This window comes from Microbacterium sp. Ag1, assembly GCF_001005635.1.
GTDB classification, from domain to species: Bacteria; Actinomycetota; Actinomycetes; order Actinomycetales; family Microbacteriaceae; genus Microbacterium; species Microbacterium oxydans.
This window is the reverse complement of record NZ_LBCR01000021.1, coordinates 17,809-44,672: the sequence shown is the minus strand read 5'-3', so window position 1 is coordinate 44,672 and position 26,864 is coordinate 17,809. Positions and strand designations below refer to the sequence as shown.

General features: G+C 68.8%; 27 protein-coding genes, 2 tRNA genes and 1 pseudogene. 23 read left to right on the top strand and 7 right to left on the bottom strand.

Going from position 1 to position 26,864, the window contains the following annotated elements:
• Positions 1-34 precede the first annotated feature (34 nt).
• The 4 genes from AAY78_RS02170 to AAY78_RS02160 are packed head-to-tail and all read left to right on the top strand — an operon-like array spanning position 35 to position 3,320.
• Positions 35-937, top strand: coding sequence for an ABC transporter substrate-binding protein (locus AAY78_RS02170; protein WP_231589641.1), 903 nt, complete (start codon positions 35-37; stop codon positions 935-937).
• Positions 862-1,404, top strand: a complete 543-nt coding sequence (locus AAY78_RS20030) for a hypothetical protein (RefSeq protein ID WP_231589640.1) — start codon at positions 862-864, stop codon at positions 1,402-1,404. Before AAY78_RS02170 ends, AAY78_RS20030 begins: the two co-directional genes overlap by 76 nt.
• Positions 1,405-1,410: 6 nt before the next feature.
• Complete coding sequence (locus tag AAY78_RS02165) at positions 1,411-2,376, top strand: carbohydrate ABC transporter permease (protein WP_171010978.1); 966 nt, start codon at positions 1,411-1,413, stop codon at positions 2,374-2,376.
• Positions 2,373-3,320, top strand: a complete 948-nt coding sequence (locus tag AAY78_RS02160) for a carbohydrate ABC transporter permease (RefSeq protein ID WP_046746726.1) — start codon at positions 2,373-2,375, stop codon at positions 3,318-3,320. The genes AAY78_RS02165 and AAY78_RS02160 overlap by 4 nt, the downstream gene beginning before the upstream one ends.
• A 90-nt stretch (positions 3,321-3,410) precedes the next feature.
• On the opposite strand, the gene AAY78_RS02155 is transcribed toward AAY78_RS02160, so the two are convergent.
• Positions 3,411-3,989 (bottom strand): TetR/AcrR family transcriptional regulator, encoded by a 579-nt coding sequence (locus AAY78_RS02155; protein ID WP_046746725.1) that lies wholly within the window; start codon positions 3,987-3,989, stop codon positions 3,411-3,413.
• Between the two features lie 94 nt (positions 3,990-4,083).
• Between AAY78_RS02155 and AAY78_RS02150 the strand changes: the two genes are divergently transcribed.
• On the top strand, positions 4,084-6,588 hold the full coding sequence (locus AAY78_RS02150; protein ID WP_231589639.1) for a glycoside hydrolase family 3 C-terminal domain-containing protein: 2,505 nt from the start codon (positions 4,084-4,086) through the stop codon (positions 6,586-6,588).
• Here the strand turns inward: AAY78_RS02150 and AAY78_RS02145 are convergent.
• A pseudogene (locus AAY78_RS02145) lies at positions 6,505-9,015 on the bottom strand (family 78 glycoside hydrolase catalytic domain); the annotation flags it as partial. The gene AAY78_RS02150 and the pseudogene AAY78_RS02145 sit on opposite strands and share 84 nt — an antisense overlap.
• Before the next feature lie 53 nt (positions 9,016-9,068).
• Positions 9,069-9,776, bottom strand: coding sequence for a potassium channel family protein (locus AAY78_RS02140; RefSeq protein ID WP_046746723.1), 708 nt, complete (start codon positions 9,774-9,776; stop codon positions 9,069-9,071).
• A 159-nt stretch (positions 9,777-9,935) separates the two neighbouring features.
• Here AAY78_RS02140 and AAY78_RS02135 point away from each other — a divergent pair.
• The 7 genes from AAY78_RS02135 (at position 9,936) to AAY78_RS02110 (ending at position 15,154) form a co-directional block, all read left to right on the top strand.
• A tRNA-Ser gene (locus tag AAY78_RS02135) sits at positions 9,936-10,024 on the top strand.
• A gap of 75 nt (positions 10,025-10,099) precedes the next feature.
• Positions 10,100-10,681, top strand: a complete 582-nt coding sequence (locus AAY78_RS02130; RefSeq protein ID WP_197077662.1) for a haloacid dehalogenase type II — start codon at positions 10,100-10,102, stop codon at positions 10,679-10,681.
• Between the two features lie 162 nt (positions 10,682-10,843).
• Positions 10,844-12,466, top strand: a complete 1,623-nt coding sequence (locus AAY78_RS02125) for a sodium-dependent transporter (protein ID WP_046746722.1) — start codon at positions 10,844-10,846, stop codon at positions 12,464-12,466.
• Positions 12,463-12,597: a methionine/alanine import family NSS transporter small subunit gene (locus tag AAY78_RS19450; RefSeq protein ID WP_082108540.1), complete on the top strand. Its 135-nt coding sequence runs from the start codon at positions 12,463-12,465 to the stop codon at positions 12,595-12,597. The genes AAY78_RS02125 and AAY78_RS19450 overlap by 4 nt, the downstream gene beginning before the upstream one ends.
• A gap of 93 nt (positions 12,598-12,690) precedes the next feature.
• The gene (locus AAY78_RS02120) at positions 12,691-13,557 is read left to right on the top strand and encodes an AraC family transcriptional regulator (protein WP_046746721.1); all 867 of its coding nucleotides are present in this window, start codon (positions 12,691-12,693) and stop codon (positions 13,555-13,557) included.
• Positions 13,558-13,641: 84 nt separating this feature from the next.
• Positions 13,642-14,277 carry a GyrI-like domain-containing protein gene (locus AAY78_RS02115; protein WP_046746720.1) on the top strand — a complete coding sequence of 212 codons (636 nt, stop codon included), beginning with the start codon at positions 13,642-13,644 and terminating at the stop codon, positions 14,275-14,277.
• A 76-nt stretch (positions 14,278-14,353) separates the two neighbouring features.
• On the top strand, positions 14,354-15,154 hold the full coding sequence (locus AAY78_RS02110; protein ID WP_046746719.1) for a DUF1206 domain-containing protein: 801 nt from the start codon (positions 14,354-14,356) through the stop codon (positions 15,152-15,154).
• 21 nt (positions 15,155-15,175) lie between these two features.
• On the opposite strand, the gene AAY78_RS02105 is transcribed toward AAY78_RS02110, so the two are convergent.
• Positions 15,176-15,823 (bottom strand): LysE family translocator, encoded by a 648-nt coding sequence (locus AAY78_RS02105; RefSeq protein WP_046746718.1) that lies wholly within the window; start codon positions 15,821-15,823, stop codon positions 15,176-15,178.
• 76 nt (positions 15,824-15,899) lie between these two features.
• Positions 15,900-16,307 carry a nuclear transport factor 2 family protein gene (locus AAY78_RS02100; RefSeq protein ID WP_046746717.1) on the bottom strand — a complete coding sequence of 136 codons (408 nt, stop codon included), beginning with the start codon at positions 16,305-16,307 and terminating at the stop codon, positions 15,900-15,902.
• A gap of 89 nt (positions 16,308-16,396) precedes the next feature.
• Between AAY78_RS02100 and AAY78_RS02095 the strand changes: the two genes are divergently transcribed.
• The 8 genes from AAY78_RS02095 to AAY78_RS02060 all read left to right on the top strand — a co-directional run bounded on the left by AAY78_RS02095 (position 16,397) and on the right by AAY78_RS02060 (position 22,211).
• On the top strand, positions 16,397-16,777 hold the full coding sequence (locus AAY78_RS02095; protein WP_046746716.1) for a winged helix-turn-helix transcriptional regulator: 381 nt from the start codon (positions 16,397-16,399) through the stop codon (positions 16,775-16,777).
• Positions 16,778-16,820: 43 nt separating this feature from the next.
• Positions 16,821-18,128 carry an aminotransferase class V-fold PLP-dependent enzyme gene (locus AAY78_RS02090; RefSeq protein ID WP_046746715.1) on the top strand — a complete coding sequence of 436 codons (1,308 nt, stop codon included), beginning with the start codon at positions 16,821-16,823 and terminating at the stop codon, positions 18,126-18,128.
• Positions 18,125-18,559 carry a Fe-S cluster assembly sulfur transfer protein SufU gene (gene sufU, locus AAY78_RS02085; protein ID WP_046746714.1) on the top strand — a complete coding sequence of 145 codons (435 nt, stop codon included), beginning with the start codon at positions 18,125-18,127 and terminating at the stop codon, positions 18,557-18,559. Before AAY78_RS02090 ends, sufU begins: the two co-directional genes overlap by 4 nt.
• Before the next feature lie 16 nt (positions 18,560-18,575).
• Positions 18,576-19,517: a GNAT family N-acetyltransferase gene (locus tag AAY78_RS19445; RefSeq protein WP_156172596.1), complete on the top strand. Its 942-nt coding sequence runs from the start codon at positions 18,576-18,578 to the stop codon at positions 19,515-19,517.
• Positions 19,518-19,573: 56 nt separating this feature from the next.
• On the top strand, positions 19,574-20,215 hold the full coding sequence (locus AAY78_RS02075) for an NADPH-dependent F420 reductase (protein WP_046746713.1): 642 nt from the start codon (positions 19,574-19,576) through the stop codon (positions 20,213-20,215).
• A 114-nt stretch (positions 20,216-20,329) separates the two neighbouring features.
• Positions 20,330-20,995, top strand: a complete 666-nt coding sequence (locus AAY78_RS02070) for a GntR family transcriptional regulator (RefSeq protein WP_046746712.1) — start codon at positions 20,330-20,332, stop codon at positions 20,993-20,995.
• A 143-nt stretch (positions 20,996-21,138) separates the two neighbouring features.
• Positions 21,139-21,351 carry a hypothetical protein gene (locus AAY78_RS02065; RefSeq protein ID WP_231589638.1) on the top strand — a complete coding sequence of 71 codons (213 nt, stop codon included), beginning with the start codon at positions 21,139-21,141 and terminating at the stop codon, positions 21,349-21,351.
• The gene (locus tag AAY78_RS02060; RefSeq protein WP_046746710.1) at positions 21,351-22,211 is read left to right on the top strand and encodes a hypothetical protein; all 861 of its coding nucleotides are present in this window, start codon (positions 21,351-21,353) and stop codon (positions 22,209-22,211) included. Before AAY78_RS02065 ends, AAY78_RS02060 begins: the two co-directional genes overlap by 1 nt.
• A 48-nt stretch (positions 22,212-22,259) precedes the next feature.
• Here the strand turns inward: AAY78_RS02060 and AAY78_RS02055 are convergent, their stop codons facing one another.
• Positions 22,260-23,099 (bottom strand): SDR family NAD(P)-dependent oxidoreductase, encoded by an 840-nt coding sequence (locus AAY78_RS02055; protein WP_046746709.1) that lies wholly within the window; start codon positions 23,097-23,099, stop codon positions 22,260-22,262.
• A gap of 57 nt (positions 23,100-23,156) precedes the next feature.
• On the opposite strand from AAY78_RS02055, the gene AAY78_RS02050 reads away from it, so the two are divergent.
• Positions 23,157-23,813, top strand: coding sequence for an asparagine synthase (locus tag AAY78_RS02050; protein ID WP_231589637.1), 657 nt, complete (start codon positions 23,157-23,159; stop codon positions 23,811-23,813).
• A 64-nt stretch (positions 23,814-23,877) separates the two neighbouring features.
• Positions 23,878-23,950: transfer RNA gene (locus tag AAY78_RS02045), tRNA-Arg, on the top strand.
• 101 nt (positions 23,951-24,051) lie between these two features.
• Here the strand turns inward: AAY78_RS02045 and AAY78_RS02040 are convergent.
• Positions 24,052-24,990 carry a LysR family transcriptional regulator gene (locus AAY78_RS02040; RefSeq protein WP_046746707.1) on the bottom strand — a complete coding sequence of 313 codons (939 nt, stop codon included), beginning with the start codon at positions 24,988-24,990 and terminating at the stop codon, positions 24,052-24,054.
• Between the two features lie 71 nt (positions 24,991-25,061).
• Between AAY78_RS02040 and AAY78_RS02035 the strand changes: the two genes are divergently transcribed.
• On the top strand, positions 25,062-26,792 hold the full coding sequence (locus AAY78_RS02035; protein ID WP_046746706.1) for an L-aspartate oxidase: 1,731 nt from the start codon (positions 25,062-25,064) through the stop codon (positions 26,790-26,792).
• The last annotated feature ends 72 nt before the right edge of the window (positions 26,793-26,864 follow it).

The window sequence follows — 26,864 nt, the reverse complement described above, 5'->3', positions numbered from 1 at the left end:
ACCACCCGTTCAGCACCACATGGAAGGACAGACAATGAAGTCACCAACGAAGGCCACGGTCGCCGGCATCGCCGTGCTCGCGACGGTCGGCGCCCTTGCCGGATGCACGTCCGCCGGCGACGGGGGCGGCGCCGACGGACGCCTCGAGCTGCGCGTCGCGACGTTCCCGCCCGGGGCGGATGCGGCCGCGTACGATGCGTTCGCCGCGCAGGAGAAGCAGTTCGAGAAGGAACACCCCGATATCGACATCATCGGTGTCGAGTACGAATGGGAAGGCCCCACGTTCGCCGTGCAGCTCGCCGGGGGAAGCCTGCCCGACGTCTTCACCGTGCCGTTCACCGACTCCAAGACCCTGCTCGAGAACGGGCAGCTGATGGATGTGACCGACGCGATCGAAGAGCTCGGCTACACGGACAAGTTCAACCCCATCATCCTCGACGGGGTCACCGGCGCCGACGGCAAGATCTACGGCTTCCCGCGGCAGGCGTACGCCGCAGCACTGCACTACAACCGCGACCTGTTCGAGCAGGCGGGGCTCGACCCCGACAGCCCTCCGGAGACGTGGGACGAGATCCGCGAGGCCGCCAAGAAGATCACGGACGCCACCGGCAAGGCCGGCTACGCGCAGATGGCCATCAACAACACCGGTGGATGGCAGCTCACGTCGCAGACCGTGGCCCGTGGTGGTCGCACGCAGACCGACAACGGGGATGGCACCGCCGACTCGACGATCGACAACGACGCGACCAAGGCCTCCCTCCAGTTCCTGCATGACGTGAAGTGGGAGGACAACGCCTTCGGCTCGAAGGTCGACCTCGACTGGGGACCATCAACCAGGAGTTCGCCGCGGGCAACATCGGCATGTACACCTCCGGCTCCGACATCTACACCGCTCTCGTGCGCGACTTCGGCATGGACTCGGACATCTACGGCATGACCGTCGTGCCCATGGAAGGCGACGACCCAGGCACGCTCGGCGGCGGTGACATCGCGGTGATCAGCCCCACGGTCGACGACGCGACCAAGGAAGCAGCAGTGACCTGGATCGACTGGTACTACATGCAGAAGCTCATGGACAAGGACGCCGCGGTGCTCGACGCGAAGACCCTGAACGAGTCGGGCCAGGCCGTCGGCACTCCGCTGCTGCCGGTGCTCAGCCGGGAGCTGTACGACGAGTCGCAGGAGTGGATCGCCGACTACATCAACGTGCCGGTAGACCAGATGGCTCCGTTCAGCGACCGCATCTGGGATCAGACGCCGGTGGGGGAGCCGAAGGTCAAGACGCAGGAGGTCTACGCCCTGCTCGACACCGTGGTGCAGAAGGTCCTGACCGACCAGAACGCCGACATCGACGCTCTCCTTGCCCAGGCGCAGAGCGATGCGCAGGCGAAGCTCGACGAGTAACCCTTCATGACGATGACGCTCCCCGAGCAGCGGGCGGCGGTGGAGGATTCTCCGCCGCCCGCTGTGCGCCGCTCCCGCCGCCGCTCACCCCTCACCTGGTTCCGCGGCGGCGGGCTCGCGAACCTCCTGTTCGTGCTCCCGATGCTGTTCGTGTTCGTGTTCTTCTCGTGGTCGCCGATCGTGCAGTCGGTGGTCATGAGCCTGCAGAAGACCAACCTGATCGTCTCCGAGTGGGTCGGGTTCGACAACTACCTCGCGGTGATCGGTGACCCCGAACTCGGCCGCGCTGTGGTCAACACGCTGTGGTTCGCCGTGCTCGCTCTGCTCTTCGGGTTCCCGCTGCCCCTGCTGATGGCCGTACTCATGAGCGAGGTGCGCCGCGGCAAGGGCATCTATTCCGCGCTCGCCTATCTCCCGGTCGTCATCCCGCCGGTCGTGGCCGTGCTGCTGTGGAAGTTCTTCTACAGCGCCGATCCGTCCGGTGTGTTCAACACCGTGCTCGGGTTCGTGGGCATTCCGCCGCAGCCGTGGATCCAGGACGCGGTGCAGGCCATGCCCTCGCTCGTGCTGGAAGCCACCTGGGCCGGAGCCGGCGGATCGATCATCATCTACCTCGCGGCGCTCCTGGGTGTGCCTCCGGAGCTCTACGACGCGGCCGAGGTCGACGGTGCCGGCGTCTGGAAGAAGGTCTGGCACGTCACGCTGCCGCAACTGCGCGGCATCCTCTTCATCATGCTGATCTTGCAGGTGATCGCGACCGCTCAGGTCTTCCTCGAGCCGTTCCTGTTCACCGGCGGTGGCCCCGCGGGAGCGACCAAGACCGTGCTGCTGTACATCTACGACAAGGCCTTCCGGAACAGCCTGGGCGGCGACTACGGCGAGGCCACGGCTGTCTCGGTGCTGCTGGCGATCATCCTCGCCCTCCTCTCCTGGCTGTACTTCAAGCTGACCGACCGTTGGAGCACGACGTGAGCCTCACCACCCGCCTCTCGACCCGCGCCGCAGAGAGGGCCGCGGAGAAGGCCGCTGACAGTGCGGGCGATCGCACCGTCATCTCCGACTCCGAACGTCGGCGCCCCGGCATCCGCATCGGGATGACGCTCACGCACGTGTTCCTCGCCGTCGGGCTGGTCGTCGCCGGACTCGGTCCCATCCTGTGGCTCGCGAAGTCGGCGATCACGCCGACGCAGGACACCCTGCAGCAGCCGTTCGCGCTGTGGCCGAACGGCATGGACTGGGAGAACCTCTCGACCGCGTGGAACGACATCCACATCGACCAGTACTTCCTCAACACGGTGATCATCGCGCTCGGGGCCTGGTTCGTGCAGCTGTTCATCGCGACGACGGCGGGCTATGCGCTCTCGGTGCTGCGCCCGACCTACGCGCCCATCCTCAACGCGCTGGTGCTGGCGACGTTGTTCATCCCCGGGATCGTGCTGCTGGTGCCGCTGTACCTGACGATCGTGCGTCCACCGCTGCTGGGCGATGTGAGCCTGCTCAACAACTACCTCGCGGTGTGGCTGCCGATGGGCGCGAACGCCTTCAACATCCTGCTGGTGAAGCGGTTCTTCGACAGCCTTCCGCGCGAGGTGTTCGAGGCCGCGCGCACGGATGGCGCCGGGCCCTTCCGGCTGTTCTGGTCGATCGTGCTGCCGATGTCGAAGCCGATCCTCGGGGTGGTCTCGGTCTTCGCGATCATCGCCGCGTGGAAGGACTATCTCTGGCCCATGCTGGTGCTGCCCGATCCCGCGGTGCAGCCGCTGTCGGTGCGGCTCCCTGCCGTGCAGTCGCAGACCGAACTGGACGTGTTCCTGGCCGCGCTCGCGATCGCGACCCTGATCCCGATCGCGATGTTCCTCGTCTTCCAGTCGGTGTTCCTGCGCTCGGCAGGTCTCGGCGGTGCCGTGAAGGGGTGAGACGCGTCGAGACCCACGTTCCGCGTCGAGACCCATCGCCGGCGCCGCATCCTCCGATGGGTCTCGACGATGGTGATGGGTCTCGACGACTCAGGTGGGTGGTGTCGGAGGAAGCAGTGCGTCGATGAGTGCGCCCATGATGCCGGGCATGTCGACGGTCGGGTCGATCATCCACTGCAGCTGAAGTCCGTCGGACGCGGCCTGGATCACGCGGGCGAGGGCATCCGGATCCAGGGGGGAGCGGCGACCGTCGGCTCCGAAGCCGTCGGCGATCGACTCCCTCAGCCGCTCGCTGCGGTCAAGGAAGTACTGGTGGGCCGGATGCTCCGGGTCGGCGGCATCCACCGAGAGCCGCGAGAACAACGCCACGATGCCGGGAACCTCGGTGTTGTGGCGGATCACGTCGAGGAAGGCGGTGCGGGCATCGTCGGCCCCGAGTCCTGTCGGGTCGAGACCGTCATGCGCATCGCGGGTGCGGAGCACCTCGGTGAAGAGCTCCTCCTTCGATCCGAAGTAATGCAGGAGGGCGGCGGGTGTGACACCGACGACCTCCGCGATCTCCTTGAGCGAGGCGTTCTGATACCCCTTGCGTCCGATCACGTCGAGGGCGCTCTCGAGGATCTCCTCGCGCCTCGCGACACCCTTCGCGTACGAACCTCGTCGTGCCATGACTCGACCCTAATCCTGAATGACGTTTGAAATCTAATACTGAAAGGCATAAGGTTTTCGCAAGGACATCGCCGTCGCCCGCGAAAGGAACACAATGACCGAGAACTCGGCTTCCGACCTGACCCTCGAGGAGAAGGCTTCGCTCACCAGCGGTGCGGACTTCTGGACGACGAAGGCGATCGACCGCGTGGGCATCCCGTCGGTGATGATGACCGACGGACCGCACGGTCTGCGCAAGCAGTCGGGCAGCACCGATCACCTCGGCCTCGCGAGCAGCGTCCCGGCCACGTGCTTCCCGCCCGCCGTCGGCATCGGCTCATCGTGGGATCCCGAGATCATCGAGCGGGTGGGCGCCGCGATCGGCATCGAGGCCGCGATCGAGGACGTCGCGGTCGTGCTCGGACCCGGCATCAACATCAAGCGCTCACCGCTGTGCGGCCGCAACTTCGAGTACTTCTCGGAAGACCCGATCGTGTCGGGCGTGCTCGGAGCCGCGTCCGTCCGCGGCATCCAGTCGAAGGGCGTCGGCACCTCGCTCAAGCACTTCGCTGCGAACAACCAGGAGTTCGACCGCATGCGCGCGAGCTCCGACGTGGATCCGCGTCCGCTGCGGGAGATCTACCTGCGCGGATTCGAGCGTGTCGTGAAGGACGCTGCGCCGTGGACGGTCATGTGCTCGTACAACAAGCTCAACGGTGTCTGGACCTCCGAGGACCCCTGGCTGCTCACCAGCGTGCTCCGCGACGACTGGGGCTTCGACGGCCTCGTCGTCTCGGACTGGGGAGCCGTGAACGACCGCGTCGCCGGCGTCGCCGCAGGACTCGACCTGGAGATGCCCTCGTCCGGTGGGAGGACGGATGCGCAGCTCGTCGCAGCCGTGCGCGCCGGCGAACTCGCCGAGAGCGTGCTCGACACCGCAGCCGGTCGCGCGATCGACCTCGTGCGCAAGGCCGCCCGGCGTCCTGCCGTGTCCGGCCCGCTCGACGTCGACGCGCACCACGCGCTGGCCAGGGAGGCCGCTGGTCGGTCCATCGTGCTGCTGAAGAACGACGGTGCGCTGCTGCCGCTCGCCGACGACCAGAAGGTCGCCGTGATCGGCGCGTTCGCCACCGAGCCGCGGTTCCAGGGAGCGGGCTCTTCGCTGATCAACCCCACGCGCATCGACGAGGCCCTCGACGGACTGCGCGCCGTCGGCGGCGACCACGTCACCTACGCTGCGGGCTTCGCGGTCGAAGGTGGTGCCATCGCCGCGTCCGGACGCTCTGCAGACGACCTGCGGGCGGAAGCCGTCGACATCGCGAAGGCGGCTTACGTGGCCGTGCTCTTCCTCGGGCTCCCGGCCGCGGAGGAGTCGGAGGGCTTCGACCGCGACCACATCGATCTGCCCGCCGAGCAGCTTGCGGTGCTCGACGCCGTGCTCGCGGTGAACCCTCGTGTCGTGGTGGTGCTGTCGAACGGCGGCGTGGTCGCGCTCCCCTTCGCCGACCGTGTACCCGCGATCGTCGAGAGCTGGCTGCTCGGTCAGGCGGGCGGCAGCGCTGTGGCTGACGTGCTCTACGGGGCGGTGAACCCCTCGGGCAAGCTCACCGAGACCGTGCCGGTGCGGCTCGAGGACAACCCCTCGTTCGGCAACTTCCCCGGAGAGTTCGGACATGTCCGCTACGGCGAGGGCCTGCTGGTGGGCTACCGCTGGTACGACGCGAAGGGTCTCGACGTGACCTTCCCCTTCGGCCACGGACTCTCGTACACGACGTTCGAGTACGCACCTGCGACGGCCGAGGTCGGAGCGGACGGCGACATCGTCGTGCGCGTCGACGTCACGAACTCCGGAGACCGCGACGGCCGCGAGGTGGTGCAGGTGTACGTGGCTCCGGCGACATCGAGCGTGCAGCGCGCACCCCGCGAGCTCAAGGCCTTCTCCTCCGTCGCGCTCGCCGCAGGGGAGACCCGCACGGTCGAGCTGGTCGTGCGGCGCGAGGACCTCGCCTACTGGGATGTCCGCGCCGACCGCTGGGTGGTGGAGGGCGGCGAGTACATCGTCGACGTCGCCGCCTCCAGCCGCGACATCCGCTCCACCGCGACCGTCGACATCGCCGGAGACACGGTGCGCCAGGAGCTGACCATGAACTCCTCGGTCGGCGACCTGATGTCGCACCCCGTCGCGGGCCCGATCGTGCAGCAGGCTCTCGGTGGTCTTCTGGGCGGGTCCGGCGGCGATGCGGCAGCGGCGTCGATGATGCCGAACGACGAGGCGATGCAGAAGATGATGGCGTCGTTCCCGATCGGTCGCCTGGCCGGTTTTCCGGGCCTTCCCGTCGACTTCGAGCAGATCGAGCAGCTCATCGCCGCAGCGAACGCGGGGGACTCAGCCGCCCGCTCACCCGTCGGTGCCAACCGGAGTCTGCATTCGGCCAGGCCGTCACGACCGCATGCGCACCGTCCGCGTGTGGGCGCCGTGCCCGAGTTCCTCGGCGGACGCGCCTGGCAGATCGAGCTCAGCGGTCGCGCCGACCGGGACCACGACGTCGACGTGCAGTCGGTCGCCGTCGACGCGCCACGAGATCGACGCGACTCCGTAGGGAGTGCGCTGCGTCGATGAGGCATGCGTGAGCCCACCGCCAGGGCGCGGGGCGAAGCGGATGCGGCGGTAGCCCGGTTCCGCGGCGGCGAGCCCTGCGACGCTGCGGTGCAGCCAATCGGCGACGGCGCCCAGCGCGTAGTGGTTGAACGATGTCATGGTGCCGGGGTTCACCGTGCCGTCGGGGAGCATCGCATCCCAGCGCTCCCAGACCGTGGTCGCTCCCTGCGCGACCTGATACAGCCACGACGGGCAGCCCTGCTCGAGCAGCAGGCCGTACGCGGCGTCCGCATGGCCGGTCATGGTCAGCGCGTCGCAGACCAGCGGTGTGCCGACGAAGCCCGTCGCGATGCGGTTGCCTGCCTCTCGCACCAGCTCGGCGAGACGCGCCCCTGCCGCTGCGCGCTGCGTGTCGTCGTCGAGCAACGCGAACACGATGGCGAGGGCGTACGCGGTCTGAGCGTCCGAGGTCATCGTGCCGTCGGCTCGCACGTAGGCCGCGCGGAAGGCGGCGGCGACCTCGGTGGCGAGAGTCGCATAGCGCGCAGCCTCTGCGGGGAGCCCGAGCACCCCGGCCATTTCCGCGAGCGCCCTGGTCGATCGGGCGAAGTAGGCCGTGGCCACGAGGTACCGATCCGTGCGGCCGGCTCCGGGATCCTGCGGGGGAGCGGCGGGATCGAGCCAGTCGCCGAGCTGGAACCCCTCGTCCCACAGTCGGTCGGGTCCGGCCAGCGAATCGACCTTGTCGACCCAGCGGCGTGCGCTCTCGAACTGCGTCGCCAGCACGCCGGTGTCGCCGAAGCGCTCGTACAGGGTCCAGGGCAGCAGCGTGGCGACGTCTCCCCAGGCGGCACCAGCCCTGGCCGGAGACCAGACCTTGTGCGACGGGATCACCGGCACGAACCAGGGCACCGTGCCGTCGGGCAGCTGATCGGCCTCGACGTCTCTGAGCCACCCGGACAGCATCCCCGAGACGTCGAAGAGTGTCGACGCGGTCGGGCCGAACACCTGCACGTCGCCCGTCCAGCCCACGCGTTCGTCGCGCTGCGGACAGTCGGTGGGGATGTCGACGAAGTTCCCCCGCATGCCCCAGACCACGTTGCGGTGCAGCTGCTCGACCAGCGGATCGGAGCACGTGAACCATCCGGTGCGCTCGAGGTCGGTGTGGAGCACACGGGCGACGAGTGCGCCGGCCGCGGCATCCGCGTCGAGGTCGCCCGGCCACCCCGAGACCTCTACGTAGCGGAAGCCGTGGAAGGTGAACCGAGGCTCCCATTCTTCGCCGCCCTGATGTCCGGCCAGCGTGTAGGCGTCGCTCGAACGGGCGCTGCGCAGCGGACGCGTGTAGATCTCGCCCTCCTGCAGAACCTCCGCGGTGCGCAGCGTCACGGTGGCACCGCGGGAACCCGCGACGCGGATGCGGACCCTGCCGACGAGGTTCTGCCCGAAATCGAGGATGCGTGCGCCGCTCGGTGAGGTGAGCACGGCGATCGGGGCGACCTCCTCCGTCACCCGCACGGGCGGGCCGGTCGGGGCGACCAGGGTTCGCGGGTCGCGTTCGCGCACGGCGACAGGGAACCAGCCGGTGTCGTCGAACGGCGCGGTCGTCCACCCGGTGTGCTCGTGCCGTGCGTCGTAGTCCTCGCCGTCGTAGATGCCGGAACGGAGGATGGGGGAGAGTGATGCCCTCCAGGATTCGTCGGTCGCGATCGTCTCGCGCCGTCCGTCCACGTAGTCGAGCTCCAGCTGGCCGAGGAAGGACAGGTCGCTGCCGAAGACGTTGCGATGACCGCCGCGCCAGCCCAGACGACCGCGGTACCAGCCGTCGCCGAGCCAGGCGCCGAGCGCGTTCTCGCCGTCGAGGAGCAGTGCGGTCACGTCGTAGGTGTAGTACCGCAGGCGTTCGCGGTAGGTCGTCCATCCGGGTGAGAGCGTGTCGGAGCCGACGCGGACCCCGTTGATCTCCGCCTCGTACAAGCCGTGCGCCGTGGCGTAGAGCCGGGCGCTGGCGATCTCGCCCTCGACGCGGAAGCCGCGTCGAACCAGGGTCGCGCGGCGGGCATCGCTCTCCGGATCCTCGTCGAGGTCGACCCCCACCGGTCGCGCCGACCAGTCGTCTGCCCGGAGAAGGCCGGCCTCGAGCCAGGTCTCCGGGCTGTCGGCGGACCAGCTGCCGTCGCCGCCCCGCACTGCCACGCGCACGCCGACGCGCTCGCGCGAGTCGAGGGCGTCGAAGGGCCAGGGCACCAGGACCTGTCTTTCGGACGTCACCTCGATGCGCTCCTCGTCCCGGCCCTGGCTGCTGCCGCGCACCACCGTGACGGCATAGGACTGCTGTCGCCAGTCAGCGGGGGCGTCTGCGATGGTCCAGCTCAGACGCGGGCGGCTCTCGCCGATGCCGAGCGGCTCCCGGTGGTGTTCGATGCGTGGCGCGGAGACGGTGGTCATGTGCTTCTTCCTGCCCCTGCGGCTCGTCGGGTGTCGATGCTCTGTCGCGGGGTTCACTCGGACGGCGCCGGGGTGCGCTTGGCGCTGGCGCCCCGCATGATCCGGGCGACAGCCGTGATGAGGAACAGCTGTCCCGTGATCCCCTCGGCGATCGCGACCGCCTGCCCGCCGGTTCCGACCGGGACGATGTTGCCGTAGCCCGTCGTCGTCAGGGCTGTGAACGAGAAGAACAGCTGGTTTCCGAGGGAGTCGGCGGTCGCGTCACCGAACAGCGGAGTGGGAGACAGCTGCGACATCAGGTTGTACACGAACGCGAAGAACATCCCGACGAGGATGTATGCCGTGACCGCAGCCAGGAGCGCTTCGAAGTCGAGCCCGCGACGGGTGACCTGGTGGGCGATGATGACCCACGGCGCCACGAGGAGCGCGAGCATCGAGGCGGCGGAGAGCGGGATGGCCAAGAGCGGGCCGTCGAGCCCGAGGGCGCCGGCGATGACCGCGGCGAGACCGGCAGCGGAGAGCACCACCCACGACACACGTTGCGCCAGCCGCGTCGCTCCGGTGACGTAGAAGACCACGGCGACGGTCGCCAGCATCGGCAGGAAGGCCCACGGGCTCGGGTCGGTGCTCGGCTGCGTCGCGCACAGTCCATAGGAGACGACGAGGAGCACGAGCACGACCCCGTACCCTGCTGCGCGTCGGGTCCACAGGCCGCTGGAAGGCGAGGAGTCGGTCCCTTGCGCGGTCAGCTTCTCGGTCATGGCGTCCCTCCGGATCAGCGGCTGGCGATGTCCGTGATCTGCGGTCAGTATCCCAGGCGGGTGACGACGAGGAGGAACGACCGGCCGGGCGCGGTTCGTGTCCGCTCGCCGGACCCGTTATGATGGCTAGGTGCATCCGCGCTTTCCGGCCGGATGCCTGGAGACGTCGCATAGTCCGGCCGAGTGCACCACCCTGCTAAGGTGGAGTCCCCTCACGGGGACCAGGGGTTCAAATCCCCTCGTCTCCGCAGAAGAACCCCCGCTCCGGCGGGGGTTTTCTCGTTCCCGGCCCCTGGGCTCCCGTGTCGGGGCAGACTCGAATCATGCTTCGCGACATCACCACGATCGTCTTCGACGTGCTGGGCACCCTGGTCGATGAGCCCGGAGGGCTTCGCGCTGCCATCGAGGAGGCGGGTGGCTCTCCCCGCGATTCCGATGGACTCCTCGCCGTCTGGCAACGTCATATCGACGGGGAGCAGCGCCGGATCGCATGGGGTGAGCGCGACTACGTCGACTCCGGGATCCTGGATCGCGAGGCGGCGACACTGGTGGCGCAGACCGCGGGGATCACGGATGCCGCCACCGTCGATCGCCTCGCGACCGCGGCGAAGCGTCTTCCCGCCTGGCCGGATTCGCGCGAGGGCATCGAGCGTCTCGCCGCCCGCTTCCGTGTGCTCGGGCTGTCGAACGCGAACCCGGAGTCGCTGCACGCGCTCGGGGAGCACGCCGGACTGCCGTGGCACGGAGCGCTATCGGCGGACGCCGTCGAGGCTTACAAGCCCTCCCCGCGGGTCTACCGGCTCGCGGTGGAGGAGGCGGGCGGCGACCCGACGCGCGTGCTCATGGTCGCCGCACACGCCTGGGATCTCCGAGGCGCCGGAGCCGCGGGGATGAGGACCGCGTAGGTACCGCGTCCGGCAGGTGATCCGCCCGAGGACACCGACGCCTTCGACGGGCGCTTCCCCAGCCTGGCCGAGCTGGCGGAGGCGTTGGGCTGATGCATCGGGATCGTGTCGTGTCTGTGTCCGACCCGACGTTCGGCTCGGCCCTCGGGTAGCGTCGTCCGCATGTCTTCCGCCACGACGCAGACCCACAAACGCGAAGCCTTCGGCTCGCGGAACGTGTTCATCCTCTCCGCGATCGGCTCAGCGGTCGGCCTCGGGAACATCTGGCGGTTCCCCTACGTCGCCTACGAGGGCGGCGGCGGGGCATTCCTCATCCCGTACCTGTGCGCGCTGCTGACCGCCGGCATCCCGCTGCTGTTCTTCGACTACGCGATCGGTCATCGATACCGCGGATCGGCGCCTCTCGCCTTCCGTCGTCTGCACCGTGCTGCCGAGCCCCTCGGATGGTGGCAGGTGCTCATCTGCGTAGTCATCGCCGTCTACTACGCGGTGATCATCGCGTGGGCGGCGATGTACACCTGGTTCTCGGCCCAGCTCACGTGGGGCGCGGGCAACGAGAACGACTTCTTCTTCATCGACTTCCTGCGCTCGGCGGACGTGGCCGAAGTCGGCGTCTCGACCGACTTCGTCCCGCAGGTCGGCATCCCCCTCGTGGTCGTGTGGCTCGTCGTCATCGTGATCATGGCGCTGGGTGTGAAGCGCGGCATCGGAAGGGCGAACATGATCCTGATGCCGTTGCTCACGGTCATGTTCGCGATCCTCGTGGTGCAGTCGCTGTTCCTCCCCGGTGCGATGGACGGCCTCAACGCCTTCTTCACCCCGAACTGGGAGGCACTCGCCGACCCGGGCGTCTGGGCCTCCGCGTACGGCCACATCTTCTTCTCGCTGTCGGTCGCGTTCGGCATCATGGTGACCTACTCCTCGTATCTCAAGCGCAAGACCGACCTGACCGGTTCGGGACTCGTCGTGGCCTTCGCGAACTCGGGCTTCGAGATCCTCGCCGGTATCGGTGTCTTCGCGGCCCTCGGCTTCATGGCGCAGGCGCAGGGGACCGAGGTGGCGGGAGTCGCCTCTTCCGGCATCGGATTGGCGTTCATCGCGTTCCCGACGATCGTGTCGCAGGCGACGGGCGGATCGATCATCGGCGTCCTCTTCTTCGGGGCCCTGGTGTTCGCCGGAGTCACCTCGCTCATCTCCATCCTCGAGGTGATCGTCGCCGCGCTGCAGGACAAGCTGGGCTGGGCGCGTGTGCGCACGACCCTGACCGTGGCGATCCCGCTCGCTATCGTCTCGATGGCGCTGTTCTCGACGACGACGGCGCTCTCCGTCCTCGATACGGTCGATGCCTTCGTGAACTCCTTCGGCATCATGGCGGTCGCCCTGGTGGCCGTGATCATCGTGGCCTGGTTGCTGCACAAGCTGCCGGTGCTGGTCGAGCACCTCAATCGTCGATCGAGCTTCCGGGTGGGCGCGATCTGGAAGCTGCTCGTCGGCGTGCTGGCACCCGTCGTGCTCGGGTACCTCTTCATCAGCGAGCTCATCGCGAAGACGTCCGAGCCCTACAGCGGCTACCCCGCCTGGTTCCTCGCCGTCTTCGGATGGGGCATGGTGATCGCCCTCGTGGTGCTGGCCCTGGTCCTGTCGGCGCTGCCGTGGAGCGGCCGTTCCCACGCGAAGGACGATCCCGAGTACGACGAGTTCCTCGTCGAAGAGGAGTACGAGCCGGATGCGGAGACGTCCGCGATCCCGGCCGTCGGCACCACGACGAAGGGAGCGAGCGCATGACTCCGATCGCTGTCGTCATGATGATCATCGCCATGGTCACGGTATGGGGCGGGCTGGTCGCCGGGATCGTGAACCTGGCCCGTCATCCCGAGGAGTCGGAGACGGAGCCGGCACCTCCCGTCGAGCTCTGACCGGGCGTCTACGGAGAACCGATCGCATCCGACCGGAGAAGTCGGGTCGGCGTATGAGATGCGCAGCGACGATGGTGGGGAAAGGAGGACCTCATGATCGGCACGCTGAACGCCCTGGTCGACCTCGTCGACACCTACGGTGTCGCGGGAGAGATCGACATCGACGCGTTCGCCCGTGAGAACGGCACGACGGAGTACCACCTGCGTCGGATGTTCTCGGCGCTGGCGGGGATGCCGCTCTCGGAGTACGTGCGTCGTCGCCGGATGACGCACGCGGGAGCGGAACTCGCAGCCGGCGCCCCGAGCCTGCTCGACGTGGCCGTGCGCCACGGATACGGCTCGGTCGAGGCGTTCGCTCGCGCCTTCCGCGCGGTGCACGGCATCGGACCGGCCGATGCGCGCCGTGACGGGGGTCCTCTCCGTACACAACCCTCGCTCCGGTTCCGCCTGAGCGTGGAAGGGAGCATCCCCATGCACGTCACCATCAACCACCGGCCCGCGCTCGTGCTCGTCGGTCACGCCGTCGAGGTTCCGTTGATCCACGAAGGCGCCAATCCGCACATCCAGGCGCACATCGCGGCCATCCCGCCCGAGGAGCATGCGCGGCTCAAGACCCTCGGCGATGCCGAGCCCTCGGGGATCCTGGCCGTCACGGCAGACGTCGATCCCGATGCCCCGGAAGGCTCGCTGCTGAGGTATCTGCACGGCGTCGCGGTGCACAGCACGACATCGGTTCCGGAAGACCTCGACGTGCTTCCGGTCGACGAGGGATCGTGGGCGGTCTTCGCCGCCAGTGGTCCCTTCCCCGCCGCTCTGCAGACGCTGTGGGCGGCCACGGCGACGGAGTGGTTCCCGTCGAACCCGTGGAGGCTGCGCCCCGGCCCGTCGGTCGTGCGCTACCTGGAGTTCAGCGGTGACTCCGCGTCGTGCGAGCTCTGGCTTCCGGTCGAACCGGCCTGAGGCCGGCGGGGTGGGCGCGCGTGCGCACCCACCCCGTGTCCGTGGCCCGTGCGACACTGAGCGCACGATCCAGGGAGGCACGTGATGGCGGCCATCGATCCGAAGAAGACACTCGACGCGTACCGGGCGAAGCGGGGCGAGTTCCGCGTCGTCGAGGTGCCGCCCCTGCAGTACCTGACGATCGACGGGGCAGGAGACCCGAACACCGCGCCCGCCTATCGGGACGCCGTGTCGGCGCTGTTCCCCCTGGCATACGCGCTGAAGTTCGCGAGTCGGAACGACCTCGGCATCGACACCGTCGTCATGCCGCTCGAGGGACTCTGGCATGCGCCCGACATGGAGTCGTTCACCTCCCGCCGTGACAAGTCGGCCTGGATGTGGACGATGATGATCATGGTCGGCGATCACATCACCCCCGCGATGTTCGCGGCAGCCGTCGAGTCGGTGTCGCAGAAGGCCGTGAAGAAGAGGGAGCCGATCCCTGCGCTCGACTCCGTGCGGCTGCAGACCCTCGACGAGGGTAGCTGCGTACAGACACTCCACGTCGGACCGTTCGACGACGAAGGACCGGTGCTCGAAGAGCTGCATCACCACTTCATCCCCGACAACGGGCTCCAGATGCGGGGGCTCCATCACGAGATCTACCTGAGCGACCTGCGCCGTGCCGATCCGGCGAAGCTGCGCACCATCCTCCGGCAGCCGGTCATGCCGCACGCCTGAGCGACAGGGCGGGAGCGACAGGCGAGGCGAAATCAAGCCCCTCGGCGGGGTTCCCCACGACGGTTACGCTTCAACGATGAGCACGGTCAAGAATGCGGCACGCGTCGCCAAGAGGTCGTCGACGTTCCGACGGATCGCCCGTGTCGGCTTCGTCGTCCTCGGTCTCATCCACGTCATCATCGGCTCGGTGGCGATCTCCATCGCGGCCGGCGCCTCCGGTGACGCCGACCAGGACGGCGCCATGGAGCAGATCCGCCAGAGCCCGATCGGAGGGCTGCTGCTCGTGCTCGTGGCCGCCGGGCTGATCGCGCTCGCCGTGTGGCAGATCGCCGGTGCCTTCCTCGCCGCCGATCCGGCCGAGACGAAGAAGTGGGGTCAGCGCGTCAAGCTGTTCGGCATCGCCGCCGCCTACCTCGTCGTCGGGGGCATGGCCCTGATCTACGCCGTGGGTGGCGATGCCGACTCCGAGACGGCGTCGAAGACCCTGAGCGCGGTGCTGCTCTCGGCGCCGGGCGGCGTGGCCCTGTTGGTCGTCGTAGGGCTCTCGGTCGTCGGGGTCGGGGTCGGGTTCATCGTCGGCGGCTTCACCCGCGGCTTCGAGAAGCTGCTCGACCTGCCATCGGGAGTCGCCCGCAGGGGCATCGTGACGCTGGGGGTGATCGGCTACTTCGGCAAGGGCACCGCCGTCGCCGTGACCGGGGTGCTCTTCGTCGTCGCCGCCGTCACGCAGGACCCGGAGAAGGGCGCGGGGCTCGATGCCGCCCTGCACAGTCTGCTCGATCTGCCCCTCGGCGGACTCGTCCTGGGTGCTGTCGGCGCGGGGTTCGCCGTCTACGGCGTCTTCTGCATCGCCAGGGCCCGCTACGCCAGGATGTGAGTTCGAGCGTTCACGCCGCGTTCACGCGGTGGCGGGCTTCTCGCTCCACACCAGCAGGAAAGCGCCGAGAGCGATCATCAGCCCGCCACCGGTCGCCCCCATCGCCTCAATACGTCGGGGCGAGCGGCCGAACCAGTCACGGGCGGCGCTCGCCAGGAGCACCCATACGGCGTCGCAGCTCACGCCGATCACCACGACGATCACCCCGAGCAGGAACAGCTGCGCCGGCACCGATCCGGCATGCAGATCGACGAACTGCGGGAGGATCGCGAGGAAGAACGCGATGGACTTCGGGTTCGTGACGCCGACGACGAAGCCCTCGGTGAGAAGCCGCCAGCCCGAGCGCTTCGCCGGCGCCGTGGCCATGGCTCTCGCCGTGTCCTTCCGGTGGCGGATCGCCTGGATGCCCAGGAAGATCAGGTAGCCGGCGCCGAGCACCTTGACGATCGTGAACAGCACGACCGACTGCGCGATCACGGTGCCGACGCCGAGAGCCACCGCGACGACGAGCACGATCGATCCGACCGCCGTGCCCAGGATGCTGAGGAATCCGCCCATCCGACCGAGCGCCATGGCTCGGCCGATCGTGAAGAGCACGGTCGGCCCGGGGATGACGACCATGATGAACGCCGCGACGACGAAGGTGAACAGCGTGTCCTGGGCGATCATGGGACGAGCTTAGAGGCGCGGACGCCGGGCGGTCGAGGTCCGCGACCACCCGGCGTCGCTCGAATCGGGGGACGGATCAGGCCGTACCCCAGAAGCGATCCTCCGCTTCCTGGTCCTCGCTCATCAGCCAGACCTCGACGATGCGGCCGTCGGCGACACGGAACACGTCGACGCCGTGCTGATCGAGAACGTGCTGATCGAGGTCATCGTGCCCCACGCGCTGCGCGCGGAATCGCACGGTGGCGGATACCAGGGCACCGCTCTCGGTCGCCGACTCCGTCTCGAGGGCGAACGTGCCCCCGCTCAGCTGCATGAACCGTCCCAGGTGCGCGATGATCGCGTCGGGGCCGACGTGATCTCCTGACAGCTGGTTCGCTCCGGGCTGGTGCCAGACGGCATCCGGATGGAAGGTCGCCGCCAGCGCCTCCATGTCTCCGGCGGCCATGGCCGCACCGTACTGTCCTACGACGTCGATCGCCGACATGATGCTCCTTCTCGATGGGTCGGTACTGTGGAGCATCCAGCGTCTCGGCAGGGGCGCGGTTACTTCAACGTCACCGGAAGGGGCAGCGGATGTCGAACACGTGGACGGTGTTCTCGGCCAGCTGCCCGTCGCGCGCATCACTCGCGCGCATCGCGAACAAATGGACCGCGATGACCGTCGTCCTCCTGCACGAGCAGCCTCTGCGCTTCGGCGAATTGCACACCAGGATGGACGGAATCACGAAGAAGGTGCTCGTCGACACGCTCCGCGCCCTGGAACGCGACGGCATGCTGGAGCGCGGCGTCGGAGACGACGGCCACTCCCGCTATCTGCTGACGACGCTGGGTCGTACCCTGCATGAGCCCCTCCAGGCGCTGCAGGTCTGGGCGGAGTCGCATGTCGAGGACGTACGTGACGCGCAGGACCGCTACGACGCGGCCGCCGACGCGAAGACACTCGGCGGCCCCTGACCCGTCGCGCCCACCCCCGGTCCGCAGGTGGGAACATGGAGGGATGAGCACTTCTCCCGGTCTCGACGTGATCGCCCCCCTCAACGACGCCGAGGTGCGGCGCATTCGCGGCGACTTCCCGATCCTGGGGGCACAGGTGCACGGGCGTCCGCTGGTGTATCTGGACTCCGGGGCGACGTCACAGCGACCGGTGGCTGTGCTCGACGCCGAGCGCGACTTCGCCACCTCGATGAACTCGGCCGTGCATCGCGGTGCGCACACGCTCGCTGCCGAGGCGACCGAGCTGTTCGAGGACGCCCGCACGGCCGTCGCCCGATTCGTCGGCGCGGACGACGACGAGATCGTCTGGACCTCCAACGCCACCGAGGCGATCAACCTCGTCGCGTACTCCGTCTCGAACGCGTCGCTCGGGCGTGGCGGTGCGGCTGCGGAGCGCCTGCGGCTCCGAGAGGGCGACGAGATCGTCACCACCGAGATGGAGCACCACGCGAACCTCATTCCGTGGCAGGAGCTCGCGGCCCGCACCGGCGCCACGCTCAAGGTGATCCCCCTCGACGACGACGGTGCCCTGCGGCTCGACGCCGCGGCCGAGCTGATCACGGCACGCACCAAGCTCGTCGCCTTCACGCACGTCTCCAACGTTCTGGGAGTCATCAATCCCGTGGAGCAGCTGGTCGCGCTCGCCCGTGAGGTCGGGGCGCTGACGCTGCTCGACGCCTGCCAGTCGGCACCGCATCTGCCCCTCGATGTGCGCGCCCTCGACGTCGACTTCGCCGTGCTGTCCGGACACAAGATGCTCGGGCCCACCGGGATCGGTGCCCTCTACGGCCGCCGCGAGGTGCTGGCAGCGATGCCGCCCTTCCTGACGGGCGGCTCGATGATCACGACGGTCACCACGACCGAAGCCGAGTACCTTCCGCCGCCGCAGCGTTTCGAGGCGGGCACGCAGCGGGTGTCGCAGGCGATCGCGCTCGCCGCAGCGGTCGGCTACCTGACCGAGGTCGGGATGCCGCGTATCGCCGCGCATGAGGCGGCCTTCGGTCGACGACTCGTCGACGGTCTGAGCGCGATCGACGGGGTGCGCGTGCTCGGCGCCGGTATCGACCTGCCCCGCGTGGGACTGGCGAGCTTCGACGTCCAGGGCATCCACTCCCACGACGTGGGGCAGTTCCTCGACGATCTCGGCATCGCGGTGCGCGTCGGCCATCACTGCGCACAGCCGCTGCACCGCCGGCTCGGCGTGACCTCGTCCACCAGGGCGAGCACCTATCTCTACACGACCGATGCCGAGGTGGATGCCGTGATCGAGGGCGTCGCCGGAGCCATCGACTTCTTCCGGAGGGGCGCATGAGCGACCTGCAGAACCTGTATCAGGAGCTGATCCTCGACCACTCGCGCACCCCGCACGGGTATGGGCTGCGGGAGGAGATCCCGGCGCAGTCGCACCAGCTGAACCCGACCTGCGGCGATGAGATCACCCTCCAGGTGCACCGCGGAGCCGACGGCGGCATCGAGGCTATCGCCTGGGAGGGACACGGCTGCGCGATCTCGCAGGCATCCGCCTCGCTGCTGGCAGAGCTCGCCGAGGGGCTCAGCGTCGAAGACCTCGAGGTGCGCATCGCCGCATTCCGCGAGGCGATGCGCTCCCGCGGCAAGATCGAACCCGATGAGGAGCTGCTCGGAGATGCCGCAGCTCTCGGTGGGGTGTCGAAGTACGTCGCACGCGTCAAGTGCGCCATGCTCGCCTGGGTCGCAGCGGAAGACGCGCTCACCCGCAGCTGAGGTGCAGGATGGACGCATGTCCGTGCAGCTGATGCCTCTGCCCGCCGAACGCTTCGGCGAATGGCGGTCCGCCGCGCGGAAGCGTCTCATCGACGGCAACAGGGCGTCGGACCGGCGCCCCGGCGTCGACGCGGTCGCCCACGCCGATCAGCTCTTCGGCGAGGTGTTCCCGGACTCCGCCGCGACCGCGACCGCGCGGGTCATGCGCGTGGTCATGGACGCGGAAGGGGAGGTCGGGACGCTCCTGCTGATTCTGCGGGACGACAAGCTCTTCCTCCTCGACCTCGTCGTCGACGAGCCGTTCACCGACGCGCACAGCGACGATCTGCTCGCAGCGATCCTGCGGGTCGCGCGAGAAGAGGGCGCCACGCAGGTCGGCATGCAGCTGTTCCCGCAGGACTCGACCGGTCGGGCGTTCGCGAGCGGGAGAGGCTTCGAGGTGGCCTCCATCCAGATGGTGCTCGAGCCGCTCCCTGCGCGCGACGTCGCTTCCCACGTCGACGTGTCGCCGATGACCCCGGAGCGCTTCCCGACGTTCGCCGCCGCATCGGAGGAGGGGTTCGCGAACGACCTCGTCGAGTCCGGTCGCTACACCCCGGAGGAGGCGCTCGCCGAGTCGCATCGTCAGATGATCGCCGAGCTTCCCGACGGACTCGACACCGCGGGGCAGGAGCTCTTCACGGCCTCCGTCGACGGGACGGAGGTCGGCATCCTGTGGGTCGGCGTGCGTCAGCGCGAAGGTCGTCCTCATGTGTTCGTCCTGGACATCGAGGTGGCCGCCGAGCACCGGCGCAGAGGGTACGGGCGCGAACTGATGCATGCCGTCGAGCGGGAGGCGCGCCGGCTCGGTGCGGACTCGATCGGTCTGCACGTCTTCGGCTTCAACACGGGAGCGATCGACCTGTACGAGCAGCTGGGCTACCGCCGCACCGAGGAGAGCCTGCTCCGTGACGTCTGAGCCGTCGTAGGAGGACTCGACGGGAATAGCCTCGAGCGCCCGGCGTTGGTCCCGACATGACAACTCTCGGAATCATCGGTGCAGGACACATCGGCAGCCAGGTCGCACGCGTGGCGATCGCGAACGGGTACGACGTGGTGATCGCGAACTCGCGGGGACCGGAGACCCTCGCCGACCTCGTCGCCGAGCTCGGCCCGAACGCTCGCGCCGCCACTGCGGAGGACGCCGCCGCCGCTGCGGACGTCGCGGTCGTCACGGTGCCGCTCCGCGCGATCGACGACCTGCCTGCAGAGCAGCTCGCCGGCAAGATCGTGCTCGACACGAACAACTACTACTTCGAGCGGGACGGGCACATCGAAGCCCTCGACAAGGGGGAGACGACGACGTCGGAGCTGGTGCAGCGCGCGCTCCCGAACTCCAAGATCGCGAAGGCCTTCAACCACATCTTCGCCTCGGAGATCACGTCGGACGGCACTCCTGCCGGCACGCCGAACCGGCGGGCGTTGGCGACTGCCGGTGATGATGCGGAGGCTGTCGCCTTCGTGACCCGCTTCTACGACGAGGCAGGGTTCGACACCGTCAACGTGGGACCGCTCAGCGAGTCGTGGCGGGTCGAGCGTGACCGTCCGGCGTATGTGGTCCGACAGAACGCGGAAGAGCTGACGGAGAACCTCGCACGCGCGAACCGTCTGCCCTGACCATCGATGCGGGCGGGGGGACGCATCCTCTCGCCCGGTCGTCGGGGTCCATCGGCGCGGAGCCTTGGGATACCAAAAGTTGAGGAACACCGGCAGGGGTGCGACAATGCCCAGATGGCGGGGGCTATAGCAGCAGGCGGGGAACTCGAGTCGGTGCGGGTCACCCGCATCCTTCGTGACGACATCATCCTCGGACACCGGAAGCCGGGTGCGCGACTCGTCGAGCGGGACATCGCCGCGGAGTTGAACGTGTCCCGCCTTCCGGTCCGCGAAGCCATCCGCACGCTCGTCGCCGAGGGGATCGTGGTCGCGCGTCCTCGTACCTGGGCTGTCGTGAGGGAGTTCACGCACCGCGACATCCAGGACTTCGCAGAGGTGCGCGAGGCCATCGAGACGCTGATCTTCGTCTTCGCGGCGGAGCGGCACGACGAGGCGGGTATCGCCCGCATCCGTGCCGCGTACGAGCGCGAGCTCGCGGCCGCACGTGCCGAGGATTCCGAGGCGGCGAGGATCGCGGCGGCGGAGTTCCATGAGGTCGCCGTCGAACTCGCCGCGAACGAGATGCTCGGAGAGCTGATCGCCGTCTTCCTCACCCGTCTGCGCTGGCTGTTCGGTCAGCACGACGACCTGCTCGCCATGGCGGACGAGCACAGGATCATCCTTGAGGCGATGACGGCGCGGGATACGGAAGCGCTGCGTCGGATCGTGCCGGCGCACCTCGCCAGCGGCCAGTCCGCGGCGGAGCGGCGGCTTGCGGCGCGCAGCGACCTGACGGTCTGAGCCTCGCGGGTCCGCGCCCCCCCGAGGTGAGGTCCTGCGGAGGCGCCTCCGGTTGTATATTGGGGCGATCGGAGTCGGTCCGGAACTGGTGCGCTGTCCTGGGGAGCGAGATGCGAGGTCTTGCTGTCGCGGTCGGATGCCTCTTGCTTGTCGGTGGGATCACAGTCGTCGCCATCGCCGATCAGGAGCGTCTGGAATCGATCGCCGCGGTCAAAGCGGAGATCGTGCGGATCGAACGCGCGCTGGAGATGACGAGGAGCGACAACCGGGAGCTCGCCGCGCAGCTGACCGCGCTGCGTTCTCAGCTCGCCGAGCAGGACGCGCAGATCGCGGACACGACGGGCTTCCTCCCGTGATGCGTCGCGCCGTGGCCGTCGCGCTCGCGGCCTCCGTGCTCCTCGTCTCGGGGATGATCGGCAGATCCCAGGGCCTCGAGCAGGAGAGGGCGTCCGCCGTCGCTGAGCTGACCGCGCTCACCGAGCAGTACCACGATGCCGGACAGCGCACGGACTACCTCGACGGCGCGGTCGACCGCGCAGAGCAGGACACCGCGCAGCGCGCCGCCGTCCTCGCCCAGCGTCCCGCCTTCCTCGCGGAGGTGCAGGCGCTCACCGTCGCCCTCAAGGGTGCGGAGGGGCGGGTGGGCACCGCCGCGCACCGTGCTGCCGCGCTTTCGGCACAGCAGACGGTCGCCGCCGAGAAGGAGAACCCCGACACGGTCGCTGCGGCCACGGCGACCGTGCACGCGCTCACCGAGAAGGTCGGCACGGAGGTCGCCTCGTGGCAGGCGGCGCAGAGCTCGGGCCCCGGCGGGCCGGCGTGGTCGTCGAGCGGCCCTGACGGCTACGCGCGGGTGCGGGCGGCGCTCGACCTCGTCGGCGGTGGAGGCGTCGGGCTCTACGAATCGTCGTCCTGTGCGGGGGGAAACGCCCCGGCCTGCGCGAACAGCAACGGGTACATCAAGTACCGCGCCGACATCGCGAACTGGGGGGCCGGCCGGTTGAACTGGGCGATGGCGCACGAGCTCGCGCACATCTATCAGTTCCGTGTATGGGGCTCGCTCACGTCGTCCGGTGCCTACGGGTCGCTGTTCGGCGGCGACCCGGAGTTCCTCGCCAACTGCATGGCCGTGGTGCGCGGATATCCCGGATCGGTCGGCTGCAACGGCGATCAGCAGGCGTGGGCCTCGGGCATCTGGGTGGGCGTCGTCCGCTGAGGCGGTGCGCCTCAGCGGCGTCAGGACAGCGTCGTCAGCACAGCGGCGTCAGGATATCGGCGTCGTCGTGTCGATCGCTTCGCGCAGCGGCCGCCGCATCACACGCCAGTACGACGCCGGCGCGATACGGGTGAGCACATCGATGAGGCGCGCCTCGCGGCCGACCATGGTCCGTGCAGCCCGTCGTTCGGTCGCGCGGATGATCCGCGCCGCCGCGTCTGCGGGCTCGGTGTGGTACATCTCCGCCTGGGCGGCGGCGGCGCGGGCGGCGACCTCCGGGTCGATCGCCGCGGCATAGCGGCCGTGCAGGATGATCCCGGTGCGCACCCCTGCCGGGTACACGGCGCCGACGGTCACAGAGGTGCCCTCCAGCTCGTGCCGCAGTGCTTCCGAGAAGGCGCGGACGGCGAATTTGCTCACCGCGTAGGGGATCCGTCCGGCGGGGGCGGCGAGGGCGTAGACGCTCGCCAGATGGGTGATGTGGGCGGCAGGGGCGGCGCGGAGCGCGGGGAGGAGCGCTTTGGTGACGGACACGGTGCCCCAGAGATTCACGTCGGTGAGCCAGCGCATCTCCTCCATCGTCAGCTGGTCGATGTCGCCGAGCATGGAGGAGCCGGCGCACGTGATCAGCGCATTGATCCGCGGGTGCGACTCGGTGATGTCCGTGACGGCTGCGAAGACGGCGTCGTCGTCGCGGAGGTCGACGACGTGCGTGGTCACCCGTGCGTCGTGCAGCTCCTCGGCGATCCTCGCGAGAGCCGCGGTGTCGTGGTCGACCAGCGCGAGAGATGTTCCTCGGGCGGCGAGCCGGCGTGCGATCTCCGCGCCCATCCCGTTGGCGCCTCCGGTGATCACGGTGGTGCCCCCGGTGAGATCGAGGTGTTTCATGCGTCTCCTGCAGGGCGTGATCGGGGCGCGAGCCCGCGGATGTCGGATGGGTGGGACATGCTGATTCCGACCATTCTGGCCGACACCGGGCCGCATCGATACCGGTACGCTCAAGGAGAGGAGGTACCGGTGGGACGGACAGCGGATGCCATCGCCGAAGGCGTCGCGATCGCGACCGCTGCCGCGCGCCTGGCCGTCAAGAACCACATCCTCATCGGCACCATCGCCGAGGACGGCGTGTTCGACATGGACAAGTACATCGACGACGCGCGTGAGGCGCTCCGTGCCATGGCAGAGGAGTCTGAAGAAGCCGCGGCCACCGTCACCGCCCTGCGCGAGCGGGCGAGGGGCCGGCATTCCGACCCGGTGGGAACGCACGACTACCGCGATCGCGATGTGCGCAACCTCCGCCGTCGGGCCAAGCAGTCCACCGGCGTCGCTGTGCGTCTGCGCGAGATCATGCAGGACCGGGAGCAGCTCGCCGCCATCGTCGAGGAGGCGAGGAGCGCGGCCTGGGCCGACGTGCGCCACAATCTCGACCGTCGACTGCGTGTCGAGGGGATGCGCCCCGACCAGGATCCCGACTACAACCGCATGCGCGAGGCCCGGATGCAGGCCCTTCGACTCGTCGACCTGCAGGCGCTCTCCTCGGAGCAGAGAGCCAAGGCCAAGAGGCGGAAGAAGCAGCAGAAGGCCGCATCGGCCGACGACTGAGGCCTCGTTTCGCTTTCGCGTCGGGACTGTTGTAGGCTGTTCTACGGCCCGCTGAGCGGGCCGGGCGCCCGTAGCTCAATGGATAGAGCATCTGACTACGGATCAGAAGGTTAGGGGTTCGAGTCCCTTCGGGCGCACACTGTGTTGAGACAGTGAGAAACGGCTTCCACTTCGGTGGAGGCCGTTTCTGCGTTGTCGGGAACGAGCCGACTCATCGTTGAGGATGAGCCCCGCGTCGTCAGGTGAGCAGGCTCGTGATCGCCGGGTCGCGGTCGGCCACCTCGGCGGCGGTCGCGACGATCACGTCGCGGATCGCCGCGACGGCGACGGCCGGTGTCACATCCGCACGGTGGGCGAGGCTCACCGTGCGGGTCATCATGGGGTGCGTCAGCCGGACCGACCGCAGGGCGGGGCGATCGAGGAGCACCATCGCCGGCACCACCGCGACGCCGACACCGCGCTCGACGAAACGCAGTACCGCGTCCATCTCGGCGCCTTCGAGCACATGGGTGGGCCTGAGACCCTCGGCGCGGAACGCCGCATCGGTCGTGGCTCGAAGCTCGTAGGTCTCGTCGAGCGCGATCAGGGGGAGGGACGCGAGGTGGAGGAGCGTCATGGATGCCGAGCTCGATACGGGCGGCTCGGTCGCGGCCGAGACGACGACGAGTTCCTCGGTGAGCAGCGGCATCCTCGTGAGGCTGAACCCCGAGGGTGGAGGGCCGTCGGATTCCGTGATGAGTGCGATGTCGACGGCGCCGACGGCGAGCTCCTCGACGAGGCGGCGAGATCCGCTTTCGGTGAGATGCAGGTCGACGCCGGGGTGCGCGGCGTGGAAGGAGCGGATCGCCTCGGCGACGAGGCTGATGCAGAGGGTGGGAGGGGCGCCGAGGCGCACGCGTCCCCGTCGGAGCCCGGCCAGCTCGCCCATCTCGTCGCGGATGGCATCGGCCTCCGCCAGCATGCGCTGTGCGCGGGGGAGGAGCGTCTCGCCGGCGGCCGTGAGGGCGATGTGGCCGCGCGCACGATGGAACAACTCGGCGCCGAGTTCGCGCTCCAGCGTCGAGATCTGCCGGCTCAAAGACGGCTGTGCCAGGTGCAGGTGCTCGGAGGCGCGGGTGAAGTGTCCGAGACGCGCGACCTCGACGAACCCGCGGAGCTGCTCGAGGTTCATGGCCATAGCCTACCCGCATCGTTTCAAGTCGAACTATGCATTGGAGTTATTAGGATCCCCTAACTACCGTGGACCGCATGGCTACGCGCGAACGTCAGATATCCACCACCGTCCTCGTCATCGGCACCGGAGGTTCGGGCCTCCGGGCAGCGATCGAGATCGCCGAACACGGCGTCGACGTGCTCGCCGTGGGCAAACGGCCGCGGCAGGACGCGCACACCTCCCTCGCCGCCGGCGGCATCAACGCCGCGCTCGGCACGATGGACGCGGAGGACAGCTGGCAGCAGCACGCGGCCGACACCATCAAGGAGAGCTACCTCCTCGCCAACCCGCACACGGTCGAGATCGTCACCCAGGGCGCCGAGCGGGGCATCCGCGACCTCGAGCGCTGGGGCATGGACTTCGCGCGTGAAGACGACGGCCGCATCTCGCAGCGGTTCTTCGGCGCTCACACCTTCCGCCGCACGGCATTCGCCGGCGACTACACGGGGCTCGAGATCCAGCGCACCCTCGTGCGCAAGGCCGAGCAGCTCGACGTGCCGATCCTCGACCACGTCTACATCACCCGCCTCCTGGTGCGCGACAACGTCGTGTTCGGGGCCTATGGCTTCGACCAGGCCGACGGCACCCGCTACCTCATCCACGCGGATGCCGTGATCCTCGCCGCGGGCGGACACAACCGCATCTGGCGCCGCACCTCTTCCCGCCGCGACGAGAACACGGGCGACTCCTTCCGCCTGGCGGTCGACGCGGGAGCTCGCCTGCGCGACCCCGAGCTCGTTCAGTTCCACCCATCCGGCATCATCGAGCCGGAGAGCGCGGCGGGAACCCTGATCTCCGAGGCGGCTCGCGGCGAGGGCGGTATCCTGCGCAACGCGCTCGGTGAGCGGTTCATGGCGAAGTACGACCCCGAGCGGATGGAGCTGTCGACGCGGGACCGCGTCGCGCTCGCGGCGTACACCGAGATCCAGGAAGGTCGCGGCACCGAGAACGGTGGCGTCTGGCTCGACGTGTCGCACCTGCCGCGCGAGACGATCATGACCCGGCTGCCACGCGTCTATCAGACGATGATGGAGCTGCAGATGCTCGACATCACCACCGACCCGATCGAGATCGCACCGACCGCGCACTACTCGATGGGCGGTGTGTGGGTGCGGCCGGAAGACCACCAGACCGACGTCGACGGCCTCTACGCGATCGGCGAGGCTTCGAGCGGACTGCACGGCGCCAACCGACTCGGGGGCAACTCGCTCATCGAGCTGCTCGTCTACGGGCGGATCGTGGGGCAGGCGGCCATGGAGCATGCGGCCGGGCTGGATGCGCAGCGTCGGTCGGCGACGGCCGTCGCCGAGGCGCGTGCGGAGATCGACGACCTGCTCGCCGCGGAGGGACGTGAGAACGTCCGCGCCCTGCAGCGGGCGATCCGCAACCTGATGACCGAGTACGCCGGAGTCGTGCGCTCGGAGGAGGGGCTGCGCGCGGGACTCGCCGACCTCGACATGATCGAGGGGCGCATGGAGGACATCGGCATCCACCCCGACATCGCGGGTTTCCAGGACCTCGCGCACGCGTTCGATCTCAAGGCGTCGGCGCTCGCTGCGCGCGCCACCCTCGAGGCGGCGCTGGAACGTCGGGAGACCCGCGGATGCCACAACCGCAGCGACTTCCCCGACACCGACCCGACACTGCAGGTGAACCTGGTGTGGTCGCCGAAGGACGGTGTTACCCGAGAGGCGATCCCTGAGATCTCGCCCGAGATCGCCGAGCTCATGCGGGAGGTCGACACCGAGGGCAAGCTCGTCGAGTAGCGGGGACCCCGTTCACGACCGAGGCCCCGTCCTGCCGATGACAGCAGGACGGGGCCTCTGTGGTGCTCCGGA

What these genes read in the sequence shown, in the direction of transcription:
- AAY78_RS02075 (WP_046746713.1), top strand. Translation starts at nt 19,574, where the DNA reads ATGACAACTCTCGGAATCATCGGTGCAGGACACATCGGCAGCCAGGTC.
- AAY78_RS02055 (WP_046746709.1), bottom strand. Translation starts at nt 23,099, where the DNA reads ATGAAACACCTCGATCTCACCGGGGGCACCACCGTGATCACCGGAGGC.
- AAY78_RS02115 (WP_046746720.1), top strand. Translation starts at nt 13,642, where the DNA reads ATGGCGGCCATCGATCCGAAGAAGACACTCGACGCGTACCGGGCGAAG.
- AAY78_RS19450 (WP_082108540.1), top strand. Translation starts at nt 12,463, where the DNA reads ATGACTCCGATCGCTGTCGTCATGATGATCATCGCCATGGTCACGGTA.
- AAY78_RS02050 (WP_231589637.1), top strand. Translation starts at nt 23,157, where the DNA reads ATGCTGATTCCGACCATTCTGGCCGACACCGGGCCGCATCGATACCGG.
- AAY78_RS02070 (WP_046746712.1), top strand. Translation starts at nt 20,330, where the DNA reads ATGGCGGGGGCTATAGCAGCAGGCGGGGAACTCGAGTCGGTGCGGGTC.
- AAY78_RS02040 (WP_046746707.1), bottom strand. Translation starts at nt 24,990, where the DNA reads ATGGCCATGAACCTCGAGCAGCTCCGCGGGTTCGTCGAGGTCGCGCGT.
- AAY78_RS20030 (WP_231589640.1), top strand. Translation starts at nt 862, where the DNA reads ATGTACACCTCCGGCTCCGACATCTACACCGCTCTCGTGCGCGACTTC.
- AAY78_RS02125 (WP_046746722.1), top strand. Translation starts at nt 10,844, where the DNA reads ATGTCTTCCGCCACGACGCAGACCCACAAACGCGAAGCCTTCGGCTCG.
- AAY78_RS02140 (WP_046746723.1), bottom strand. Translation starts at nt 9,776, where the DNA reads ATGACCGAGAAGCTGACCGCGCAAGGGACCGACTCCTCGCCTTCCAGC.
- AAY78_RS02035 (WP_046746706.1), top strand. Translation starts at nt 25,062, where the DNA reads ATGGCTACGCGCGAACGTCAGATATCCACCACCGTCCTCGTCATCGGC.
- AAY78_RS02165 (WP_171010978.1), top strand. Translation starts at nt 1,411, where the DNA reads ATGACGATGACGCTCCCCGAGCAGCGGGCGGCGGTGGAGGATTCTCCG.
- AAY78_RS02095 (WP_046746716.1), top strand. Translation starts at nt 16,397, where the DNA reads ATGTCGAACACGTGGACGGTGTTCTCGGCCAGCTGCCCGTCGCGCGCA.
- sufU (WP_046746714.1), top strand. Translation starts at nt 18,125, where the DNA reads ATGAGCGACCTGCAGAACCTGTATCAGGAGCTGATCCTCGACCACTCG.
- AAY78_RS02130 (WP_197077662.1), top strand. Translation starts at nt 10,100, where the DNA reads ATGCTTCGCGACATCACCACGATCGTCTTCGACGTGCTGGGCACCCTG.
- AAY78_RS02110 (WP_046746719.1), top strand. Translation starts at nt 14,354, where the DNA reads ATGAGCACGGTCAAGAATGCGGCACGCGTCGCCAAGAGGTCGTCGACG.
- AAY78_RS02155 (WP_046746725.1), bottom strand. Translation starts at nt 3,989, where the DNA reads ATGGCACGACGAGGTTCGTACGCGAAGGGTGTCGCGAGGCGCGAGGAG.
- AAY78_RS02170 (WP_231589641.1), top strand. Translation starts at nt 35, where the DNA reads ATGAAGTCACCAACGAAGGCCACGGTCGCCGGCATCGCCGTGCTCGCG.
- AAY78_RS02105 (WP_046746718.1), bottom strand. Translation starts at nt 15,823, where the DNA reads ATGATCGCCCAGGACACGCTGTTCACCTTCGTCGTCGCGGCGTTCATC.
- AAY78_RS02060 (WP_046746710.1), top strand. Translation starts at nt 21,351, where the DNA reads ATGCGTCGCGCCGTGGCCGTCGCGCTCGCGGCCTCCGTGCTCCTCGTC.
- AAY78_RS19445 (WP_156172596.1), top strand. Translation starts at nt 18,576, where the DNA reads ATGTCCGTGCAGCTGATGCCTCTGCCCGCCGAACGCTTCGGCGAATGG.
- AAY78_RS02150 (WP_231589639.1), top strand. Translation starts at nt 4,084, where the DNA reads ATGACCGAGAACTCGGCTTCCGACCTGACCCTCGAGGAGAAGGCTTCG.
- AAY78_RS02090 (WP_046746715.1), top strand. Translation starts at nt 16,821, where the DNA reads ATGAGCACTTCTCCCGGTCTCGACGTGATCGCCCCCCTCAACGACGCC.
- AAY78_RS02120 (WP_046746721.1), top strand. Translation starts at nt 12,691, where the DNA reads ATGATCGGCACGCTGAACGCCCTGGTCGACCTCGTCGACACCTACGGT.
- AAY78_RS02100 (WP_046746717.1), bottom strand. Translation starts at nt 16,307, where the DNA reads ATGTCGGCGATCGACGTCGTAGGACAGTACGGTGCGGCCATGGCCGCC.